This is a genomic window from Pseudonocardia sp. P1, from assembly GCF_000178675.2.
Lineage (GTDB): Bacteria > Actinomycetota > Actinomycetes > Mycobacteriales > Pseudonocardiaceae > Pseudonocardia.
Map to the genome: position 1 here is coordinate 5,775,278 of NZ_ADUJ02000001.1, position 19,944 is coordinate 5,795,221.

General features: G+C 75.4%; 18 protein-coding genes. 5 read left to right on the forward strand and 13 right to left on the reverse strand.

Translation table 11 applies throughout. The features are described from left to right. Positions 1–64 precede the first annotated feature (64 nt). Complete coding sequence (locus tag PP1_RS26900) at positions 65–1,813, reverse strand: DEDD exonuclease domain-containing protein (RefSeq protein WP_249266013.1); 1,749 nt, start codon at positions 1,811–1,813, stop codon at positions 65–67. A 126-nt stretch (positions 1,814–1,939) separates the two neighbouring features. On the opposite strand from PP1_RS26900, the gene PP1_RS26905 reads away from it, so the two are divergent. Further along, the gene (locus tag PP1_RS26905) at positions 1,940–3,541 is read left to right on the forward strand and encodes an NYN domain-containing protein (protein ID WP_083697176.1); all 1,602 of its coding nucleotides are present in this window, start codon (positions 1,940–1,942) and stop codon (positions 3,539–3,541) included. Positions 3,542–3,553: 12 nt separating this feature from the next. Here the strand turns inward: PP1_RS26905 and PP1_RS26910 are convergent, their stop codons facing one another. Continuing rightward, positions 3,554–3,931, reverse strand: a complete 378-nt coding sequence (locus PP1_RS26910) for a hypothetical protein (protein WP_010224480.1) — start codon at positions 3,929–3,931, stop codon at positions 3,554–3,556. Positions 3,932–4,490: 559 nt separating this feature from the next. On the opposite strand from PP1_RS26910, the gene PP1_RS26915 reads away from it, so the two are divergent. Next, on the forward strand, positions 4,491–5,624 hold the full coding sequence (locus PP1_RS26915; protein ID WP_075314474.1) for a glycosyltransferase family 4 protein: 1,134 nt from the start codon (positions 4,491–4,493) through the stop codon (positions 5,622–5,624). Between the two features lie 42 nt (positions 5,625–5,666). On the opposite strand, the gene PP1_RS26920 is transcribed toward PP1_RS26915, so the two are convergent. The 3 genes from PP1_RS26920 to PP1_RS26930 form a co-directional block, all read right to left on the reverse strand. After that, on the reverse strand, positions 5,667–6,404 hold the full coding sequence (locus tag PP1_RS26920; protein WP_010224477.1) for a DUF4191 domain-containing protein: 738 nt from the start codon (positions 6,402–6,404) through the stop codon (positions 5,667–5,669). 87 nt (positions 6,405–6,491) lie between these two features. Next, the gene (lipA, locus tag PP1_RS26925) at positions 6,492–7,496 is read right to left on the reverse strand and encodes a lipoyl synthase (protein WP_010224476.1); all 1,005 of its coding nucleotides are present in this window, start codon (positions 7,494–7,496) and stop codon (positions 6,492–6,494) included. Then, positions 7,493–8,455 (reverse strand): SDR family NAD(P)-dependent oxidoreductase, encoded by a 963-nt coding sequence (locus PP1_RS26930; RefSeq protein ID WP_010224475.1) that lies wholly within the window; start codon positions 8,453–8,455, stop codon positions 7,493–7,495. Before PP1_RS26930 ends, lipA begins: the two co-directional genes overlap by 4 nt. Before the next feature lie 38 nt (positions 8,456–8,493). Between PP1_RS26930 and PP1_RS26935 the strand changes: the two genes are divergently transcribed. After that, entirely contained in the window at positions 8,494–9,426 is a 933-nt protein-coding gene (locus tag PP1_RS26935) for an LLM class F420-dependent oxidoreductase (protein ID WP_010224474.1), read from the forward strand. On the opposite strand, the gene PP1_RS26940 is transcribed toward PP1_RS26935, so the two are convergent. The 6 genes from PP1_RS26940 to lpdA form a co-directional block, all read right to left on the reverse strand. Beyond that, positions 9,414–9,911, reverse strand: coding sequence for an ArsR/SmtB family transcription factor (locus tag PP1_RS26940; protein WP_010224473.1), 498 nt, complete (start codon positions 9,909–9,911; stop codon positions 9,414–9,416). The genes PP1_RS26935 and PP1_RS26940 overlap by 13 nt on opposite strands. A 35-nt stretch (positions 9,912–9,946) precedes the next feature. Then, positions 9,947–10,672, reverse strand: a complete 726-nt coding sequence (gene lipB, locus PP1_RS26945) for a lipoyl(octanoyl) transferase LipB (protein WP_029239165.1) — start codon at positions 10,670–10,672, stop codon at positions 9,947–9,949. 27 nt (positions 10,673–10,699) lie between these two features. Beyond that, positions 10,700–11,962, reverse strand: a complete 1,263-nt coding sequence (locus PP1_RS26950) for an NAD(P)/FAD-dependent oxidoreductase (protein WP_010224471.1) — start codon at positions 11,960–11,962, stop codon at positions 10,700–10,702. Beyond that, positions 11,959–12,849 (reverse strand): TIGR01777 family oxidoreductase, encoded by an 891-nt coding sequence (locus PP1_RS26955; RefSeq protein ID WP_010224470.1) that lies wholly within the window; start codon positions 12,847–12,849, stop codon positions 11,959–11,961. Before PP1_RS26955 ends, PP1_RS26950 begins: the two co-directional genes overlap by 4 nt. A 150-nt stretch (positions 12,850–12,999) precedes the next feature. Continuing rightward, positions 13,000–14,757: a 2-oxoglutarate dehydrogenase, E2 component, dihydrolipoamide succinyltransferase gene (gene sucB, locus PP1_RS26960; RefSeq protein ID WP_010224469.1), complete on the reverse strand. Its 1,758-nt coding sequence runs from the start codon at positions 14,755–14,757 to the stop codon at positions 13,000–13,002. 57 nt (positions 14,758–14,814) lie between these two features. Continuing rightward, positions 14,815–16,215, reverse strand: coding sequence for a dihydrolipoyl dehydrogenase (gene lpdA, locus PP1_RS26965; protein WP_010224468.1), 1,401 nt, complete (start codon positions 16,213–16,215; stop codon positions 14,815–14,817). A 212-nt stretch (positions 16,216–16,427) separates the two neighbouring features. Here lpdA and PP1_RS26970 point away from each other — a divergent pair, with 212 nt between their 5' ends. Next, positions 16,428–16,793 carry a hypothetical protein gene (locus tag PP1_RS26970; RefSeq protein ID WP_010224467.1) on the forward strand — a complete coding sequence of 122 codons (366 nt, stop codon included), beginning with the start codon at positions 16,428–16,430 and terminating at the stop codon, positions 16,791–16,793. Positions 16,794–16,821: 28 nt separating this feature from the next. Here the strand turns inward: PP1_RS26970 and PP1_RS26975 are convergent, their stop codons facing one another. Further along, on the reverse strand, positions 16,822–17,679 hold the full coding sequence (locus PP1_RS26975) for an SDR family NAD(P)-dependent oxidoreductase (protein WP_082398874.1): 858 nt from the start codon (positions 17,677–17,679) through the stop codon (positions 16,822–16,824). A 100-nt stretch (positions 17,680–17,779) separates the two neighbouring features. Here PP1_RS26975 and PP1_RS26980 point away from each other — a divergent pair, with 100 nt between their 5' ends. Next, positions 17,780–18,352 carry a hypothetical protein gene (locus tag PP1_RS26980; RefSeq protein ID WP_010224465.1) on the forward strand — a complete coding sequence of 191 codons (573 nt, stop codon included), beginning with the start codon at positions 17,780–17,782 and terminating at the stop codon, positions 18,350–18,352. 19 nt (positions 18,353–18,371) lie between these two features. Here PP1_RS26980 and PP1_RS26985 read toward each other — a convergent pair whose 3' ends face one another. Further along, positions 18,372–19,907, reverse strand: a complete 1,536-nt coding sequence (locus PP1_RS26985; RefSeq protein ID WP_443217602.1) for a leucyl aminopeptidase — start codon at positions 19,905–19,907, stop codon at positions 18,372–18,374. Between the last annotated feature and the right edge of the window lie 37 nt (positions 19,908–19,944).

A 19,944-nucleotide genomic window follows, 5' to 3' on the forward strand; every position in this document is an offset into this window, starting at 1 on the left:
CCCGCCGGACACCTCCGGCGGGGCCCGTCCGCGTTCCGGGCCGGCGCGGTCAGGTCCGGTGCGGTCAGGTGCGGTGCGACGGCTCGTCGGGGGACTGCTCGCCCGTACGGTGCGCGGCGTCGCGGGCCCGGTCCGCCCACTCGCGCCACGGCCCGCCACCCCGGGCCGGCTCCGCCCACGACGGCGTGCTGTACACCAGGCGGGTGCCGCCCTCGGTCAGCCAGCGGTAGAGCAGCCGCACCTCCTCGGCGGGAGCGCCGCGCAGCGGTCCGGGCTCGGGCAGGACGGTCTGTGCCCCGTCGCGCAGTGCCTCGACGACCGGCATCGGCCGGACCCCGCGCGGGGCGTTCCCGGCTGCGGCGAGCCTGCCGTGCCGCAGCACGGCGAGCTGCCAGCCGCCGCTGCCGTCCGGCCGGGCACCGACGACCTCGTCGAGCCCGGCGAGCCCGGCGAGCGTGCCCGCCCGGTCGACGCCCGACGCCAGCGCCGCGAGCCGATCCCGGGCCAGGGCGGCGGCCTCGTACCGGCCGTCGGCGGCACGGGCGTCCACCCCGTCGGCCAGCGCGCGCAGCGGGGCGTCGCTGCGGCCCTCGACCAGCTCGCGCCACGACTCGACGGCGGGCGCGTAGTCCTCCGGGGACTGCAGCCCGGCGCACGGCGCGGCACACCGCCCGAGCTCGTGCAGCGCGCACGGCGTCCCGGACGGGTTGCGAGCCGGGATCCGGATGGTGCACCGGCGCAGCGGGACCGCGTCGAGCGCGGCGTCGAGGACGGCGGTGGCCGCCCGCTGCGAGGAGAACGGCCCGAGTGCGCCCTCCCGCGGCGAGGCGACGACCGAGAGCCGCGGGAAGGTCTCCGCCGTCGGCGCCACCCACCAGGCGCGGCCGGGGTTGCGGGAACGCCGGTTGTACCGGGGCCGGTGCGCTGCGATCAGGCGCAGCTCCCGCACCGACGCCTCCAGCGCGTGCGCGCACACGACGGTGTCGACCCGCTCGGCCTGCGCGACCATGTCGCGGACCCGGCGGCGCCGCTCGCCCGCGGTGAAGTAGGAGCGGACCCGGCGGTGCAGGTCCCCGCTCGTGCCGACGTAGAGCACCTCGTCGCCCGCGCCGCGGAACAGGTAGACCCCGGGCTCGGACGGCACCCGCTTCGCGAGGTGACGACGTTGCCGCTGCGCGGTGGTCGGGCGGTGCGGTGCCCGGTCCTTCACCAGCTGCAGCAGTTCCTCCAGGCTCTGCACCCCGAGGTTCCCGATGCGTTCGAGGAGGTGGTGCAGCACCTCGACGGTGGCCCTGGCGTCGGTCAGCGCCCGGTGGTCCGGCGTGGTGCGACAGCCGAAGTGCGCCGCGAGCGCCCCGAGTCGCACGCTCGGGCACTCGCTGCGGGGGAGCACCGCGCGGGCCAGCCGGGCCGTGCAGAGCACCGGTGGTGACGGCCAGGGACGCTCGTGCCGCTCGCACGCGGCCCGGAGGAACCCGGTGTCGAACGGGGCGTTGTGGGCGACCAGCACCGACCCCCGGAGCAGGTCGAGCACCGGGGGCAGCACCGCACCGAGCGGCGGGGCACCGGCGAGCATCCCGTTCGTGATCCCGGTCAGCCGGGTCACGTCGGCCGGCACCCGCGTGCCCGGGTCGACGAGCGTGGACAGCTCGCCGATCGACTCCCCGCCCCGTACCGAGACCGCGCCGACCTCGGTGATCGCGTCGGCCCGGTGGCTGCCGCCGGTGGTCTCCAGGTCGACGACGCAGAACGTGACGTCGCGCAGCGGGGTGCCGAGCTCGTCGAACGTGAGCTGCGGGGAGCAGGGGGTCACGTCCCGCACCGTAGCGCCGGGGTCCGACAGTATGTTCGAACCGGGTCGGTGACGGGCCGGTTCCGATCGGGCTCCGTGCCCGGCCGGTCGGCGGCACGGGGCGGCGGTCGGGGATAGCCTGGACCGATGGCGCACGACGACACGGATGCACCGGGCCCCACGGCCTCCGGCGTCCCGTCGTGTCCCGGCGCCGGGGCGTCCGAGGACCCCTCGGACCGTTCCGGCGGCCCGTCCGGCCCAGCACGCGGCCCGTCCGGCCCCGCACGCGACCCGTCCGGCTCCGACGACCCCGGTCCGGGCTCCGACTGCACCGGTCCCGGGTCCGGCACTCCCTGGCCGCCGCTGTCGGCGCCGTTGCGGGCCCGGCTCGCCGAGATCGCGAGCGCGGCCCTGGGCGGCCTGCGGCCGGTCGAGGTGCCCGCCCCGCTGCGGCGTTTCGCGACGTTCACCCCGGCGAAGCGGGCCCGGCTCGCCGGGCAGGTCCTGGTCGCCCAGCTGGAGTCCGACGCGGCGTTCCGCGCGGCCGTCGTCGCGTGGTGGGCCGAGCACCGGCCGGGCGAGCTGGAGCTGCCGGACCGGACGGAGCAGGGGAGCGGCGACGACGCCTCGGCAGCCGCCTCCGCGGCCGGCCCGGCGGCCGGTACTGCCGGGTCCGACACCGACGGGGACCTCCCCGCCCCGGTCGACAAGCTCGACGCGGCCGCCGTCGCCCTGCTCACGGGCGACCCGCGGGCCGGGCGACGGGTGACCGAGGCCGAGCAGTCCGGGGACCTGACCGCGATGCGGGCCGAGCGGGACGAGGCGCTCGCCAAGGTCGACAAGCTCACCGCCGAGCTGGAACGGGTGCGGGCCGAGGTCGCGGAGGAACGGGACCAGGCGCGCACGGTCGTCGGGAGCCGGGACGCGGAGTTCCAGCAGATGCGACGCCGGATCAGCGACCAGGGCGGGAAGCTGCGCGCCGCGCTCGACGCCCGCGCGGAGCTGGAGGCCGAGGTCGCCGGGCTGCGTGCCGGGGCCGACGAGCGGCTGACCGCCGCGCGCACCGAGTGCGCGCACGAACGGGAGCGCGCCGAACAGGAGCGGCGCCGGGCCGAGGCGGCGACCCGGGAGGTCGCCGCCGCACGGGCGGCGGCCCGGGAGGCGCGCCGCGGCGACGAGGTGCGGCTGGAGCTGCTGCTGGACACGGTCGGCGGGGCGATCGCGGGTCTGCGCCGCGAGCTCGACGTGGGCGCCGGGGGACCGCGCCCGGCGGACCTCCTCGCCGGGACGGGCGGGGACGCGGCGACCGCGGCCCGCGGGCGGGCCGGGGTGCCCGTCGACGGGCTCGCCGCGCTCGACACGTTGCTCGCCATGCCCGCGGTGCACCTGATCGTCGACGGCTACAACGTCAGCAAGACCGGCTACCCGGACCTGCCACTGGCCGACCAGCGCTCGCGCCTGGTGGGGCAGCTCGGCGTGCTCGGCGCCCGTACCGGGGTGGAGATCACCGTCGTGTTCGACGGTGCCGCGGTCAGCGCTGCGCCGCTGCGGGGCGGGCGCGGCGTCCGGGTGCTGTTCAGCGAGGCCGGCGTGATCGCCGACGACGTCGTGCGCGATCTCGTGGCCGCCGAGCCCCGCGGGCGCCCCCTGCTGGTGGCGACCACCGACCAGGAGGTCGTCCGCTCGGTGCGTCGCAGCGGTGCCCACACGGTGCCCTCGGCCGTCCTGCTGCGCCGCCTGGGCGGCTGAACGGGCCCGGACTCAGCCCGCGTCGCGGTGGCGCCGGTCGCGGACCGGAACCACGGGGACCGGCATCAGGGGCCGCTCCGCCGCGGGAGCACGCCGCTCGGACGGCTCCACCAGCTGCAGGTGCGGGATCAGGCCGTGGTCGGCCAGCACCTGCAGGGCCCGGCGCTCCGGCTCGGCGAACTCGACCGGGCCGCTCCCCGGACCGCCGGCCACCGGGCGCAGCCCGCCGGGTACGGCCGCGGCACCGCTCCGGCCGGTCTGCTCGCCGGGCAGGTCGACCGGCAGGTAGGGGATCGGACGGTCGATCTCGGGCACGTCCATGAGGACGCCGATCACGCAGTCACCGCAGGCGGTGCCACGGACCTCGCAGCGGTCGCAGTCGACGATCATCGGGGCCTCCCTCGTCGTGTGGTCGTGCGATCACCGCCGAAGCTAGGGGAGGGGTCCGACAGAAACCGGCCGCGGAGGTCCGTACCCCCGGATCCGGGAAATCCGTTGCCGATCCGTAACCCGGGCCCGCCCGCGCTCGTTCACCTGAACAGCACCACCTCCTCACCGGACGTCCTGCCGGGTGGTCCCCCGCCACCCGGTCGGAGCATCCCGGGAGCTCCCGGCCCCGACGGGAACCTCCGGGGCACCGCGGGACGACGGGGAGGAGAGCGGATCGTCCGCTCCCCAGAAGGCCGGTCGGCGGCCCGCGACCCCGGCGCGTCCCCCGACGCGTGCGGCGCCGCCGGACCGGCCCTTCGAACCGTCGTGACCCGGAGCGCCGACACCGCTCTGCCCCGGTCCGCCGACACTGCCGTGGCCCGGCGCTCCGACACCGCCGTGGCCCGGTCCGCCCAGACCGCCGTGACCCGGCCCGCCCACACCGCGGTGGCAGTGCCCGCCGACACCGCGGTGGCCCGGCCCCGGACCGCCGTGACCGGCCCGGCTACCGTCGGTCGCCGTGGCGCGCACGTTGCTGGTGACCAACGACTTCCCGCCCCGGCCCGGCGGCATCCAGAGCTACCTGCACGACCTGGCGCGCGCGCTGCCGGTCGGCGAGCTCGCCGTCTACGCCCCGGCCTGGCGGGGAGACCACGAGTTCGACGCGACGCTCCCGTTCCCGGTGCACCGCCACCGGTCCTCGCTGATGCTCCCGGTGCCCGAGGTCGCCCGGCGTGCCGCGGGGATCGCCCGTGAACACGGAGCCGGCACCGTCTGGTTCGGTGCCGCGGCCCCGCTGGGCCTGCTGGGCCCGTCGCTGCGCCGGCGGGCCGGGATCGGCCGGGTCGTTGCCACCACCCACGGGCACGAGGTCGGCTGGTCGATGCTGCCCGGGGCGCGCGCGGCACTGCGCAGGATCGGGGCGGACGCCGACGTCGTCACCACCGTCTCGCGCTGGACCCGGGACCGGTTCGCGGCCGCGTTCGGCCCGGACGCCGCGCTCGAGCCGCTGCCGCCGCCGGTCGACACCACCCGGTTCGCGCCCGATCCCGCGGCCCGCGCCGCGGTCCGGGCCCGCTACGGCCTCGGCGGGGCACCGGTCGTCGCCTGCGTGTCCCGTCTGGTGCCGCGCAAGGGGCAGGATGTGCTCGTCGCGGCCCTGCCGGCGATCCGCGAGCGGGTGCCCGGTGCCCGCCTGCTGCTCGTCGGTGGCGGGCCGTACCGGGACCGGCTGCGGAGGCTGGCCGTCTCGCACGGGGTGGCCGACGCCGTCGTCCTGACGGGGGGTGTGCCGGCCGCGGAGCTCGCCGCGCACCACGCGGCCGGGGACGTGTTCGCGCTGCCGTGCCGCACCCACCTGGGCGGGCTGGACGTCGAGGGGCTGGGGATCGCGCTGCTCGAGGCGGCCGCGTCCGGGCTGCCGGTCGTCGCGGGAGACTCCGGCGGAACCCCGGAGACGGTGGAGGAGGGCGTCACGGGGCACGTCGTCGGAGGGCGCGACGTGAGCGCCGTCGCCGACCGGGTGGCGGGTCTGCTGGCCGACCCGGCCCGGGCGTCGGCGATGGGCCGCGCCGGGCGGGACCGGGTGCGGCGGATCTGGGGTGGGACCGCCTCCGCCGACCGGCTGCGGACGTTCCTGCACCCCCACGCCTGACGAGGTCGGAGGACCAGGCCGCCCGGTGTCCGGGAGCGGAGCTCAGCGGCGGCGCACGGCGCGCTGGACGCTCCGCATCTTCGCGCCCTGGGGCATCGGCCCCTTCGGCATCGCCGCGGCCCGGCTGCCGAGCGCGTTGAGGCGGTTCTCCAGCGAGTCCATCTCGGCGGCGGAGATGTTGCGCGGAAGCTTCATCAGGTACCGCTGCAGGCCCTTGAGCGGGACCTGGCCCTCGTCGTTCCCGACGATCACGTCGTAGATCGGGGTGGTGCCGGCGACCCGCGCGGTCCGCTTCTTCTCCTGCGCCAGGAGGTTCTTCACCCGGTGGGGCGCGCCCTCGGCGACGAAGACGATGCCGGGCCGCCCGATGACCCGGTGCACCGCGTCGAGCTGGGTGGTGCCGGCGATGCTCTGGGTGATCCGCCACTGCCCGCGCATGTTGTCCAGCGCCCAGCCCGCGGCGCCCGGCTGCCCGTCGGCCTTGACGTAGACCGAGCGCTGCACCCGCCGGCCGAAGATGCTGAACGCCCCCAGCGCACCGATGAGCACGCCGAACGGCACGAAGAACCAGGTCAGCCCGAAGAGCCAGCCGACCAGGGTGAGCAGCGCGATCGCACCGACGAAGACGCCGATCATGATCGGGAGGAGCTTCTTGTCCTCCTTGCGCTGCGTCTGGAACGCCTGCCAGATCTGCTGGCGGCGCTGCTTCGACGCGGCCTTCTTCTGGGCCTTGAGCGCCTTCTTCTCTTCGGGCGAGGGCTTGCGGGGCTTGCCGGGCATGTGACCAGCGTACGTGCCCGCGGTGATCAACGGTCCGTGTGGTCCACGGGCCGTCTCACGCGCCCCGCCCGCCCCGCCCGGTGCGGGTCAGCCCCGGGCCAGGAGGGAGCTCGCCTCCTGGGCGGCGGGGCCCGACTCGGTCAGGTGCGCCAGGTCGGGGTGCAGCTCCTCGCCGCGGTGGGCGACGGTCTGCGCGTACAGCCGGCCCGCCCGGTACGACGACCGCACCAGCGGTCCGGCCATGACCCCGGCGAACCCGATCTCCTCGGCGGCCTTCGAGTGCGCGACGAACTCCTCGGGCTTGACCCAGCGCTCGACCGGGTGGTGGCGCTTGGTCGGGCGCAGGTACTGGGTGATCGTGATGATCTCGCAGCCGGCCTCGTGCAGGTCCCGGAGCGCCGAGGTGACCTCGTCGGGGGTCTCGCCCATCCCCAGGATCAGGTTGGACTTGGTGACCAGGCCCTTCTCGCGGGCCTTGGTGATCACCTCGAGGGAGCGCTCGTAGCGGAACGCGGGGCGGATCCGCTTGAAGATCCGCGGGACGGTCTCGAGGTTGTGCGCGAGGACCTCGGGGCGGGCGTCGAAGACGGGGCCGAGCTGGTCGTCACGGGAGTTGAAGTCCGGGATCAGCAGCTCGACGCCGGTGCCCGGGTTCATCTCGTGGATCAGGCGGACGGTCTCGGCGTAGAGCCAGGACCCGCCGTCGTCGAGGTCGTCACGGGCGACGCCGGTGACGGTGGAGTAGCGCAGGCCCATCTGCTGCACGGACTCCGCGACCCGGCGGGGCTCGTCGACGTCGAGGTCGGACGGCTTGCCGGTGTCGATCTGGCAGAAGTCACAGCGGCGGGTGCACTGCTCACCACCGATCAGGAACGTCGCCTCCCGGTCCTCCCAGCATTCGTAGATGTTGGGGCAACCGGCCTCCTCGCACACCGTGTGGAGCCCGCCCGAACGGACGAGTCCCTTGAGCTCGGTGTACTGCGGACCGGTCCGGGCGCGGGTGCGGATCCAGGACGGTTTGCGCTCGATCGGGGTCTCGCTGTTGCGGACCTCGAGGCGGAGCAGCTTGCGGCCTTCGGGTGCGACGGTCACACCTGCACCCTACGCCCGGGGTCCGGTGTGATGCCGGTCGCGGCTGCGGTGACCTGCCACAACCTGCCCGCGAGCACCGGGTCCTGCGCAGCAGCCGTCCGGCGGGCCGGAGCGGGCGGTCCGTGCACCTCACCCCACCCGGACGGTCCGATGTAGTCACCGCCGTGCACCGGCCCGGTCGCGGCCGCCAGCTGCGGTGCGATGCCGTCCTCCACCGGCTGGACGATCAGCCGGTCCAGCACGCCGTAGACGCGGTCCTTCCACGGGCCGCTGCCCGCCCGCCGGAACGAGTTCGCCAGCAGCGACGACTCCGTCATCCCCGGGTGCGCGGCCACCGAGAGGACCGGGTCACCCGCCAGCCGCAGGCGACGGTCCAGCTCGGCGGCGAAGAGCAGGTTCGCCAGCTTCGACGCGCAGTAGGCCGCGTTCGGCCCGTAGCGGCGCCGGGTCCAGTGCAGGTCGTCGGGGTCGATCCGGCCGCTGCGGTGCCCGAGGCTCGACGTCGTGACCACCCGCGACGGCTGCTCCGCGTCGCCCGCTCCGCGCAGGGCCGGCATCAGCAGCCAGGTCAGCGCCGCCGGACCGAGGTGGTTGGTCCCGATCTGGAGCTCGAAGCCGTCCGCGGTCTCCGCGCGCGGCCCCATCGCGACGCCGGCGTTGTTCACCAGCACGTCGAGCCGGTCGCCGGTGTGCTCGCGGATCCGGGTCGCCGCGGCCCGCACCGAGGCGAGGTCGGCGAGGTCGAGCAGGACCAGCTCCGCGCTGCCCGCGCCCGGTGACGACGGGGTGAGCCCGGCCCGGACCTGTTCGACCGCCGCCGTCCCGCGTCCGGCGTCCCGCGCCGTCATCAGGACCCGGGCACCGGCCCCGGCCAGCGCGGCGGACAGGGACTTGCCGAGCCCGGACGTCGTCCCGGTGACGACGACGGTGCGGCCGGAGAGGTCGGGGAGCGGGTGCACGCGGCGACGGTAGCGGTCCGCGGCTAGCGTCTCCCGACGTGGACTTCCGGATCTTCACCGAACCCCAGCAGGGTGCGACCTACACCGACCTGCTGCGCGTCGCGCGTACCACGCAGGACGCCGGGTACGACGCCTTCTTCCGCTCCGACCACGTCCTCGCGATGGGCGACGGCGGCGGCCTCCCCGGCCCGACCGACGCCTGGGTGACCCTCGCCGCGCTCGGCCGGGAGACCGAACGCATCCGGCTGGGGACGCTCGTCACCAGCGCGACGTTCCGGCTGCCCGGCCCGCTCGCCGTCGCCGTCGCCCAGGCCGACGAGATGTCCGGCGGCCGGATCGAGCTCGGTCTCGGCTCCGGCTGGTTCGAGGCCGAGCACACCGCCTACGGCATCCCGTTCCCGCCGCTGGCCGAGCGCTTCGAGATCCTCACCGAGCAGCTGGAGATCCTCACCGGGATGTGGGCGACCCCACCGGGCGAGCGGTTCTCGCACCGGGGCGCCCACTACACGGTCGCCGACTCGCCGGCCCTGCCGCGGCCCGTCCAGGACGCGCCCCCGGTGATCGTCGGGGGTATGGGGAAGCGCAAGACCCCGGCGCTGGCCGCCCGGTTCGCGTCCGAGTTCAACGTCCCGTTCCAGGACCCGGACACCGTCGCCGCGCAGTTCGGCCGGGTCCGCGAGGCCTGCGCGACCGCCGGTCGCGACCCGGGGGAGCTGACGTACTCGGTGGCGCAGATGCTGTGCCTGGGCCGGGACGACGCCGAGGTCGCGCGCCGCGCGGCCGCGGTCGGTCGCGACGTGGACGAGGTCCGTCGCAACTGTCTCGCCGGCACCCCCGGCGAGATCGTCGACCAGCTCGGCGTGTGGTCGGAGAAGACCGGGACCACCCGCATCTACCTGCAGATCCTCGATCTCGCCGATCTCGGCCACATCGAGGAGTTCGCGTCGTCGGTGGTGCCTCAGCTGGCCTGACCGAACAGGCCCGCGACGTCGGCCGACGCCGTGAGCAGGACGAGCGCGGGTACGACGGCCCGCGGTGCCATCCGGTAGGTACCGCGGCCGTCCTGCTCGACGAAGCCGGCGTGGGTGAGCGCCTTGAGGTGGTGGTAGAGCTGCCCGGTGGAGGCGAGCTCGGCGGCCTCGGTGAGCTCGGTGGTCCCGCGCGGGCCGTGCAGCAGGCTGCGGACGATGCGCACCCGGACCGGGTGGCCGAGCGCGGCGAGCACGGCGGTCCGGGGCTCGTCCGCCAGGTCGAGCGCGGCGCCGGCGTCGTACTCGATCGCCCACCCGATGTCCCCGTGCAGCGCGACCTCGCCGGAGTAGCGGACGGTCCCGGCGCCGGTGGCCGCGGGACCCCGCGACCCGCGGCCACCGGGATCCCCGTCGACGATCCGCCGTTCGAGCTGGGCGACCCGGTCCTCCAGGTCGGTCAGGCGGCGGTCGGCGTCGTCGGTCACGGCTCCGATACTACGGAACTACGGAAGTCCGTGCATCAGCCCAGGCCGGACATCAGGTCGACCATCCGGGCGACCCGGTGCTCGGAGACGGGCAGCCGCCCCTCGAGCGCGTCCAGCACCGCGGTGGTGACGGCACCGGTGACCTCGTCGATCGTGACGTCGCGGCCCAGCTCGGCGCTCAGCGTGGTCACGCCGGCGTCGGCGATCCCACAGGGCACGATCCGGCCGAAGTCGCCCAGGTCGGCGTCGCAGTTGAGGGCGAACCCGTGCTGGGTGATCCCGCCCTGGATGCGCACACCGATCGCGGCGATCTTGCGCTCGGGGGTGAAGCCCTCGGCGGGCAGCCACACCCCGGACCGCCCCTCGATCCGGCCGGCCTTCTCCAGGCCCAGCTCGTGGCAGACCCGGATCAGGGCCTCCTCGAGCCGGCGCACGTAGTCGACGACGTCCATCGGCTCGGCGAGCTTCATGATCGGGTATCCGACCAGCTGGCCCGGGCCGTGCCAGGTGATCCGGCCGCCGCGGTCCACGTCGATCACGGGGGTGCCGTCGGTGGGCCGGTCCTCGGGCTGCGTGCGCCGCCCCGCCGTGTAGACGGGCGGGTGCTCCAGCAGCATCAGCACGTCCGGGCCGGCGCCGTCCTTGCGGGCGGCGGCGTGCGCGCGCTGGGTGTCCCAGGCGGCGAGGTACTCGACACGCCCCAGCCGGTCCACACGGACGGGGTCGGTTCCGGCACGGCAGCTCAGGTGCGGGGCGGGCATGGGGCCGAGGTTACTCCCGGCCGCGGGTCACCCCCCGGACCGCACACCCAGCCGGGCGAGCACCGCCTGCGCCGCCCGGCGCCCCGAGACCAGCGCCCCCTGCGTCGACGGGGTGTCCCGGTGGTCCCCGGCGACGAACAGGTTGCGGCCGAGGTCGACGTCGCGCCGCACCGGCTGCCCGGCAGGCAGCAGCGGCAGCGCCTCCTCGACGCGGGCGGTGTGCAGGTGCGCCCAGTCGTCGGCCGGCTCGCCCCAGATCCGGGTCAGCTCGCGGCGCACCGCGGGCTCGTCGATCCCGGTGCCCTCCGGCGTCCCGACGATCGTCGAGGCGACCAGCGGCCGTCCGTCGGCGGAGTAGCCGGGCGCGGCGGCCGTGAGCACGACCGTGTTGACCACCGGGCCGCCGGTGCCGTCGAGGTGCAGCAACGGCGACGACGACGGCGCGTGCGGCGGCACGTGGAAGAACGTGGTCAGCGCGTGCATCGCCGGATCGGCCACGCCCGGGAGCAGCGCGGCGGCCGTCCGCGGGTCCGCGGCGACGAGCACGGCGCGGGCGGAGACCGTGCCGTCGTCGGTGTCGACGGCGGGCGCGGGTCCGCCGTGGACGGCCCGGACCCGGGTCCCCAGCGAGACCGTTCCCTCCGGCAGGGCCGCGGCGAGCCGCCGGGGGAGTGCCTCCATGCCGTCCCCCGGCACGACGACCGTGCCGAGTGCGAAGCTGCGCCAGACCAGCCGGACGAAGGCCGCCGACGTCTCCAGTGCCGTCTCACCGAGCACACCGGACAGGAACGGGCGCAGGAACCGGTCGGTGACGGCGCCGCCGAGCCCGGCGGCGTCGAGATCGTCGGCGGCGGAACGGTCGATCAGGGTGGCGGTCCGCGACGGCGGCGACGCCAGCACCCGGGCCGTCCAGGCGACCAGCCGGGCCTTGTCGATCGGTCCGAACAGGTCGTCGGTGACGAGATCGGGGCCGGAGGCGGGGCGGCGCAACGGGTTGACGAAGCGGTGCAGCTCGCCGTCGCCCGCGCGGATCGCGGCCCCGGGCTCGAACGGCCGGGCGTCGAGCGAGTCGAGCCCGTGCGGGGCGAGCGCGGCCCGCAGCGCCGGGTAGGAGGTGTTGAGGACCTGGAAGCCGCGGTCGCAGCGGAAGCCGTCGACGACGTCGGTGGCGACCCGGCCGCCGACCCGGTCGGACGCCTCCAGCACCCGCACCGAGAGCCCGTGCCGGTGCAGGACGGCGGCGGCGCGCAGGCCCGCGAGCCCGGCGCCGACGACCAGGACGTCGGTCACGTGCCGACCGCGGCCGAGAGCGCGTCGCCGACGGTGTGGTGGCGGAACTGGAACCCGGCGTCGAGCAGTGCCCTCGGCACCGCCCGCTGCCCGCCGAGCAGCATCTCCCGGCCCATCTCGCCGAGCACGCCCGCGACCACCGGCCCGGGCACCGGGAACGGGGTGGGCCGGCCGACGGCCTCGCCCATCTCCTTCGTGAACTCGGCGTTGGTGACGGGGACCGGCCCGGTCAGGTTCGCCGGCCCGGACAGCGTGCCGGTCTCGACCGCGAAGCGGACGGCGGACACGTGGTCGTCCAGCGAGATCCACGGCCAGTACTGCGCACCGGACCCGATCCGGCCGCCGAGGAAGCCCTTGAACAGCGGTCGCACCCGGGCGAGGATCCCGCCGGAGGGGGAGAGGACCAGGCCGGTGCGGACCAGCACGACGCGGGCACCGGCGTCGGAGGCGGGCGCGGCGGCGGCCTCCCAGTCCCGGCAGACGTCGGCGAGGAAGCCGCTGCCGGACGGCGCGGACTCGTCCACCTCGACGTCGGCGGTGTCGCCGTAGTACCCGACCGCCGAGCCGCTGACGAACACCGGCACCTTGTGCCGCGCGACCGCCGTGGCCAGCACGTCGGTGGGGACGTTGCGGGAGTCGCGGAGCAGCTGCTTGCGGGCCCCGCTCCACGGCCGGTCCGCGATCCCGGCGCCGTTGAGGTTCACGACGGCGTCGACGCCGTCGAGCGTGCCGTCCTCGATGGTCCCCGCGGGTGGGTCCCAGCTGCGCTCGTCGGGCGCGGCGGCCGAGCGCCGCACCAGGCGCAGCACCTCGTGCCCCGCGCCCCGCAGGTGGGCGACCAGGGCGGTTCCGATCAGTCCGGACGAACCGGCGACGACGACTCGCACGGCGGCGATCCTTCCGGTTCCGGGCGGTCCGCGCGACCCGGACATGCCGCGACGGTGATCACCGCATCACACGGCCGGGTGAACGACGGCGGCCCGTCCCGGTGGAACCGGGACGGGCCGCGACATCGTGTTCCGCGTGTCCGGGAAGGACTACAGGCCGAGCTCGGCCTCGAACGCGCCCTCCTCCAGGCGGGCCCGGACGGCCGAGAGGAACCGGCCGGCGTCCGCGCCGTCGACCAGACGGTGGTCGTAGGTCAGCGGCAGGTAGCACACCGAACGGATGGCGATGACGTCCTCGCCCTCCGGGCCGGCGACGACCTTCGGCTCCTTCGCGATCGCGCCGGTGCCGAGGATGCCCACCTGCGGCTGGTTGATGATCGGCGTGTCGAACAGCGCCCCGGCGGAGCCGATGTTCGTGATCGTGAAGGTGCCGCCGGACAGCTCGTCCGGGCCGATCTTCCCGTCGCGGGTGCGGGCCGCGACGTCGGCGATCTTCTTGGCGATGCCGGCCAGCGACAGGTCGTCGGCGTCCTTGATGACGGGCACGAGCAGGCCGCGCGGCGTGTCGACCGCGATGCCCATGTGCACCGGCCCGTGGTAGGTGACCTGCTTGGCGTCCTCGGAGATCGAGGCGTTCAGCGACGGGAAGGCCTTGAGCGCCTCGATGGTCGCCTTGGCGATGAAGGCCAGGAAGGTGAGGTTGGCGCCCTCACGCTTCTTGAAGTCCTCCTTGACCCGGTTCCGCAGCTTGACGATGCGGGTCAGGTCGATCTCCTGGACCGTGGTCAGCTGCGCCGAGGTCGACAGGGACTCGGTCATGCGCTGGGCGATGACCTGGCGCAGGCGCGGCAGCTTGACCGTGGTGCCCGGCTCCGGGGCGTCGCCGGAGCGGGTCGGGACGGCCTGCGGCTGCTTCGGCGCGCCACCGGCGGCCGGTGCCGACGGGGCGGCCGGGGCCGCGGGGGCCGGTGCCGACTTCTGCTCGGCCGCGGCCAGCACGTCCTGCTTGCGGATGCGCCCGCCGACACCGGAACCGGTGACCGACTCGAGGTCGACGCCGTTCTCCTGGGCGAGCTTGCGGACCAGCGGCGTGACGTAGGGCTTCTCGCCCGACCCGTTCGACGACGACGCGCCGCCCTGGGTGTCGGTCGAGCCCTTCGGCGCGGCCGCCTGCTCCTTCGGGGCCTCGGCCTTCGGCTGCGCGGGCGTCGGCTCCGGCTTCGGCTCCGGCTGCTTCGGGGCCTCCTGCTCCGGCTCCTCCTTGGGGGCCGGGGCCTCCTGCTGCGCCGGGGCGGCCGAGCCGTCGCCGACCAGCGCGAGCTGCGCGCCGACCTCGACGGTCTCGTCCTCGCCGACGGTGTGCTCGAGCACGGTGCCGGCGACCGGCGACGGGATCTCGGTGTCGACCTTGTCGGTGGAGACCTCGAGCAGCGGCTCGTCGACCTCGACCGACTCGCCGACCTGCTTGAGCCAGCGGGTCACGGTGCCCTCGGTGACCGACTCGCCCAGCTCGGGCATGGTCACCGGGGAGCCGGAACCGCCGCCGGAGGAGCCGCCCGGCTCCTGCTTCGGCGCCGGGGCCTCCTCCTGCGCGGGCTCGGGCTCCGGCTCGGCCTCCTGGGCCGCCTGCTCGGAACCGCCGGAACCGCCGCCGGAGGTGTCGGCCTCGCCGGCGTCGCCGATCACGGCCAGCTCGCCGCCGACCTCGACGGTCTCGTCCTCGCCCGCGATGATGCGCTTCAGCACGCCTGCCGCCGGCGACGGGATCTCGGTGTCGACCTTGTCGGTGGAGACCTCGAGCAACGGCTCGTCGACCTCGACGGTGTCGCCCTCGGCCTTGAGCCAGCGGGTGACGGTGCCCTCGGTGACACTCTCGCCCAGGGCGGGCATCTCAACGGTGACGGCCATGTGGGGTGGAGCTCCTCTTGTTCCGCGTGGGTGTTCGGGTCTGTGGTGGCCGGGGGATCAGCCGTGGGTGTGCAGCGGTTTCCCGGCCAGCGCGAGGTGGGCCTCGCCGAGGGCCTCGCTCTGCGTGGGGTGGGCGTGGATCAGTGCGGCGACGTCGGCGGGGAGTGCCTCCCAGTTGTAGATCAGTTGCGCTTCCCCGACGAGCTCCCCGACCCGCGACCCGACCATGTGCACGCCCACCACGGGCCCGTCCGCGCCGGACGGCCCCGCCTGGACGAGCTTGATCGCGCCGGAGGTCTGCAGGATCTGGGACTTCCCGTTCCCGGCCAGGTCGTAGGTGAGGGTGTGCACCTCGCCGTACCGGTCGCGGGCGTCCGCCTCGGTCAGCCCGACCGAGGCGATCTCCGGATCGCAGTAGGTCACGCGCGGGATGCCGTCGTCGGTCACCGGGACCGGGGAGAGCCCGGCGACCTCCTCGGCGACGAAGATCCCGTGCGCGAATCCGCGGTGGGCGAGCTGCAGGCCGGGCGTGACGTCCCCGACGGCGAAGACGCCGTCCAGGTTCGTGCGCAGCCGCTCGTCGACGGTGACGAATCCGCCGTCCATCGCGACGCCGGCCTCGGCGAAGCCGTGACCGGTGGTGTTGGGGCCGCGGCCGACCGCGACCAGCAGGAGGTCCGCCTCGATCTCCTCGCCGGACTCCAGGGACACCGTGACGGTGTCGCCCTGCCGGGTGGCCTTCGAGAAGCGCACTCCCGTCCGGGCGGTGATCCGGCGCCGGCGGAAGGCGCGGGCGAGCTGGGTGGAGGCGAACTCGTCCTCGGCCGGGACCAGCCGGGGCAGCGCCTCGACGACGGTGACCTCGGCCCCGAACGAGCGCCACACGCTGGCGAACTCGACGCCGATCACGCCGCCGCCGAGCACGACGACCCGCTGCGGGACGTCGTCGAGCGAGATCGCGGCGTCGGAGGTGACGATGCGGTCGTCGAGCTCCAGGCCGGGCAGCGAGCGTGCGTAGGAACCGGTCGCCAGCACGACGTTGCGGCCGGTCCAGCGCTCGTCACCGACCCGGACGACGCCGGGGCCCTCCAGGGTGCCGGCGCCCTCGACCACGGTGATGCCGCGGGAGGCGACCAGGCCCTGCAGTCCCTTGTGCAGGCGGGAGACGACGCCGTCCTTGTAGGAGTTGACCCCGGCCATGTCGACACCGTCGAACGTGGACCGGATGCCGACCTTGCCGCCGTCGCGGGCGTGGTCGGCGACCTCGGCGGCGTGCAGCAGCGCCTTGGTCGGGACGCAGCCCCGGTGCAGGCAGGTACCGCCGAGCTTGTCCTTCTCGACGAGCACGACCGACAGCCCGAGCTCCGCCGCACGCAACGCGCAGGCGTAGCCGCCGGAACCGCCCCCCAGGATCACCAGGTCGGCGGTGTCCGTGCTCCGCAGGCCCTCCTCGGACACCGATCAACTCCCTCCCGGTCGCGCCCGGCTGCTCCGTCAGCGGTACGCGACACCGCACTGCGGCGCCCATCTTGTCACTACCCGGCCGTCGCGCCACCGGGGTGTCGGGAGCAGATCACGCGTCCCGTGCGTTGGGGTACAGGAGACGCTGTGTCCGTTTCGCCGCACCCGGGCGACGGACGCGCCACGAGCGGACGAGAGGGGTGACGCGCATGGGCCTGCTGGACAGGTTCCGTCCCCGCAGGTCCTCCGGTGGGGGACGGCCACGGGACGACGAGGCCTACCTGCGGGAATGGGCGGACGCGCGGATCGGGGTGGAGGCCTTCGTGGAGCCGCGCACGACCGTGACCGAGACGACGGTGGTCTTCGTCGCCCACGACGGCGAGTGGACCCGGCGACGGGTCGGGAACCCGAACCGGGCGAAGAAGCTCGCCCGGTCGATGCGCATCCCGATCTACGACGTCCAGCTGGTGGGATACCCGAACCGGATGCGCGAGCACGACGCCCGCGGGCGTGCGCTGCGCAAGCGGGAGCGGCAGGAGGAGATGCTGCGCCAGCTGCGGGACAAGGACCGGTAGGGATCGGTAGGGATCGGCAGGTCCCGGCTCAGCGCCGCAGCGACCGCGCCTTGCGTGCGCCGACGGCCCGCATGGCGGGCTCCATCCGGAGAGCGGGCCCCGGCAGCAGCGCCGTGAGCCGCAGGACGGCGCCGCGCCAGGCCGGGATCGTCCGGTAGACGCGGGCGGTGCCGAACATCCCGACGAGCCCGGTCGCGACCTGCGTGGGGGTGACGAGCGTCCCGGAACGGACGAGCGCCTGCGCCTGCCCGCCCGGCTCCATCCCGCGCAGCAGGGCGGTGTCCACCCCGTCCGGGCAGATCGCGTGCACCCGGATGCCCTCCCGCCGGACCTCGGAGGCGAGCCCCGACACCAGCGACAGGGCGCCCGCCTTCGACGCCGCGTACACCGACAACCCGGGCACCGGGCCGAGCCCGGACAGCGACACGGTCACGCCGATCTCGCCGCCGTGCGCGGTGCCGGCCGCGGCCTGCTCGCGGAACGCGGCGATCGCGGCGCGGGCGCCCCAGGCGGGACCCAGCGTGTTCACCTCGACGAGGGCGCGGACCCGCGCCTCGGACAGTGCCGTCAGGGTGCCGTCGAAGCCCACCCCGGCGTTGGCGACCCAGGCGCCCAGCGGGGCCAGCTCGCGGGCAGCCGCCGTCACGTCGTGGGCGGCCGCGGGGTCGGTGACGTCGTGGGCGAGTGCGCCCGCCGCGCCGATCCGGGTGGCGGTGGCGGCGGCCGCGTCGCCGTCGAGGTCGGTGACGAGCACCCGGTAGCCGCGCTCGACGAGCTCGGTCGCGACGGCCTCCCCGATGCCGCGGGCGGCGCCGGTCACGACGGCCGACCGGGGGGCGTGTGCGGGGATCTCGTGCCGGCCCGCCGGGCGACGTCGTCCGAACATCCCCGGAGTATGCCGCCCGGGGTTACCGGCCGGTAGCCCCGGGTGCCGGTCCGGGTGAATCCCGGGGCGGCCCGCCGGCCGGTGGGACAGACTCGGCGCCGTGTCCGCCCCGATGCACCTGCCCCGGTTCCTGGTCCGCCAGCGGATCACGCTCGGCGTGAACCGCTACGACGTGCACGCCGCGAACCCCGACGGCAGCGAGGGCCCGCTGATGGCCTTCGCCCAGCAGAAGCGGTTCGCGTTCAAGGAGGAGGTCGTCTTCTGGGCCGACGACTCCCGTCGCCGCCGGGTCTTCTCCTTCAAGGCCCGGCAGGCGATGGACGTGCGCGCCCAGCACGACGTCCACGACGAGCACGGCCAGCTCCTCGGCACGTTCGGCAAGAAGTTCGGCGCGAGCCTGTTCCGCTCGACGTGGCGGCTCGAGAGCCCCGGGCTGGCCGCGACCGGGCAGGAGCGCAGCCTGCCGGTCGCGCTCCTGCGCCGGGTGTTCGACGACGTCCCGTTCCCGTTCCATTTCGACTTCACCGAGGACGGCGGCGGGCCGCTCGTCATGACCAGCGACCGGAAGCGGTCGATCCGGGACCGGTACGACGTCGCCGTCCCCGACCCGCGGATCGACTTCCGGCTCGCCGCCTCGGTCGCCGTCGCGCTGGACGCCCTGCAGTCCCGCTGACCCGCGGGCGCCGGGCGGGTCAGCCGTTCGCGGCCACGTCCTCCAGGAACGCGACCAGCGTCCGCACCGGCACGCCCGTCCCGCCCTTGGTCGTGTAGCCGCGCGGCCCGCCGGTGTTGTACGAGGGACCCGCGATGTCGATGTGGGCCCACGGCAGCCCGTCCGGCACGAACTCCTTGAGGAACATCCCGGCGAGCAGCATCCCGGCGAACCGCTGGCCGCTGACGTTGGCGATGTCCGCCACCCGGGAGTCGAGGTCGGAGCGCAGGTACTCCGGCAGCGGCATCGCCCACGCGTCCTCGCCGGTCGCGACCGCGTGCCCGGTCACCCGGTCCCGCAGGTCGTCGGAGCCCATGATCCCGGCGGTGCGCAGGCCGAGCGCGACCTGCTGGGCCCCGGTCAGCGTCGAGGTCTCGACGAGGTAGTCGGGGGCGTCCTCCCCGGCCCGGACGATCGCGTCGGCCAGGACGAGGCGGCCCTCGGCGTCGGTGTTGAGGACCTCGACGGTGCGTCCGCCGTACATGGTCAGCACGTCGCCGGGCTTGTACGCGGTCGACGACGGCATGTTCTCCGCCATCGGCACCGTCGCCGTCACCGTGACCGGCAGCTCCAGCTTCGCGGCGAGCACGACCGTCGCGACGACGGCCGCGGCGCCGCCCATGTCGGAGGTCATGTCGGCCATGCCCGGGTTGGGCTTGAGCGAGATGCCGCCGGTGTCGAACGTGATGCCCTTGCCCACGAGCGCGACCCGCTTCGAGGCACCGGCGCCGCCGTTCCAGGTGAGCCGGACCAGGCGGGGCGGGTTCGCCGAGCCCTTCCCGACGCCGACGACGCCGCCGTAGCCGTTCTCCCGCAGCTGCGCGTCGTCGAGGACCTCGGTGACCAGGCCGGCCTGCTCGCCGAGCGCCACCGCGCGGGCCGCGAAGGTCTGCGGGAACAGCACGTTCGGTGCGGTGTTCACCAGGTTCCGGGTGGTCGCGACCGCCTCGGCGATCAGCGTGGCCCGGCGGACCGTGTCGGCGGTCGCGCCGGTGAACGACCAGGACGCGACCGGTGCCGACGCGGCGTCGGCCGAGGAGCGGTGGACGTCGAACCGGTAGCCGCCGAGCAGCGCCCCGACGACGGCCGCCTCGCCGTCGACGGCGGCGAGCGTGCTGACCGCGGACGCGGTCCCGGCGAGCGTGCGGGCGGCGGCACCGGCGGCCCGGCGGACCGCCTCGGCCCGCTCCGCGCCCTCGGCGGGCCTGCCGAGGCCGACGGCGACGACGCGCGGGGCCGTCACCGCGCCGCGCGACGGCAGCGACACGACCTGCTCGACCCGGCCGGTCGCGCCGACGACCTGCAGGAGGGCGGCGAGCTCGCCGCCGAACGCGGCGTCGACCTCCTCGGCGCCGGGGGCGAGGACGGGTGCCTCGCCGGCACCGGCGCCGGCGCCGTCCGGCCCGTCCTCCCGGGTCTCGGCCGGGTACAGGCCGATCACCAGGGCGCCGGTGTCGGCGGTCGCGGGGGAGCCGGTGAGCGCGGCGGTGTCCGGGATGGTCGGGTCGGTCGGCACGGTCGGAGCTCCTCGGTCGGGGATCGGTCGGTGATCG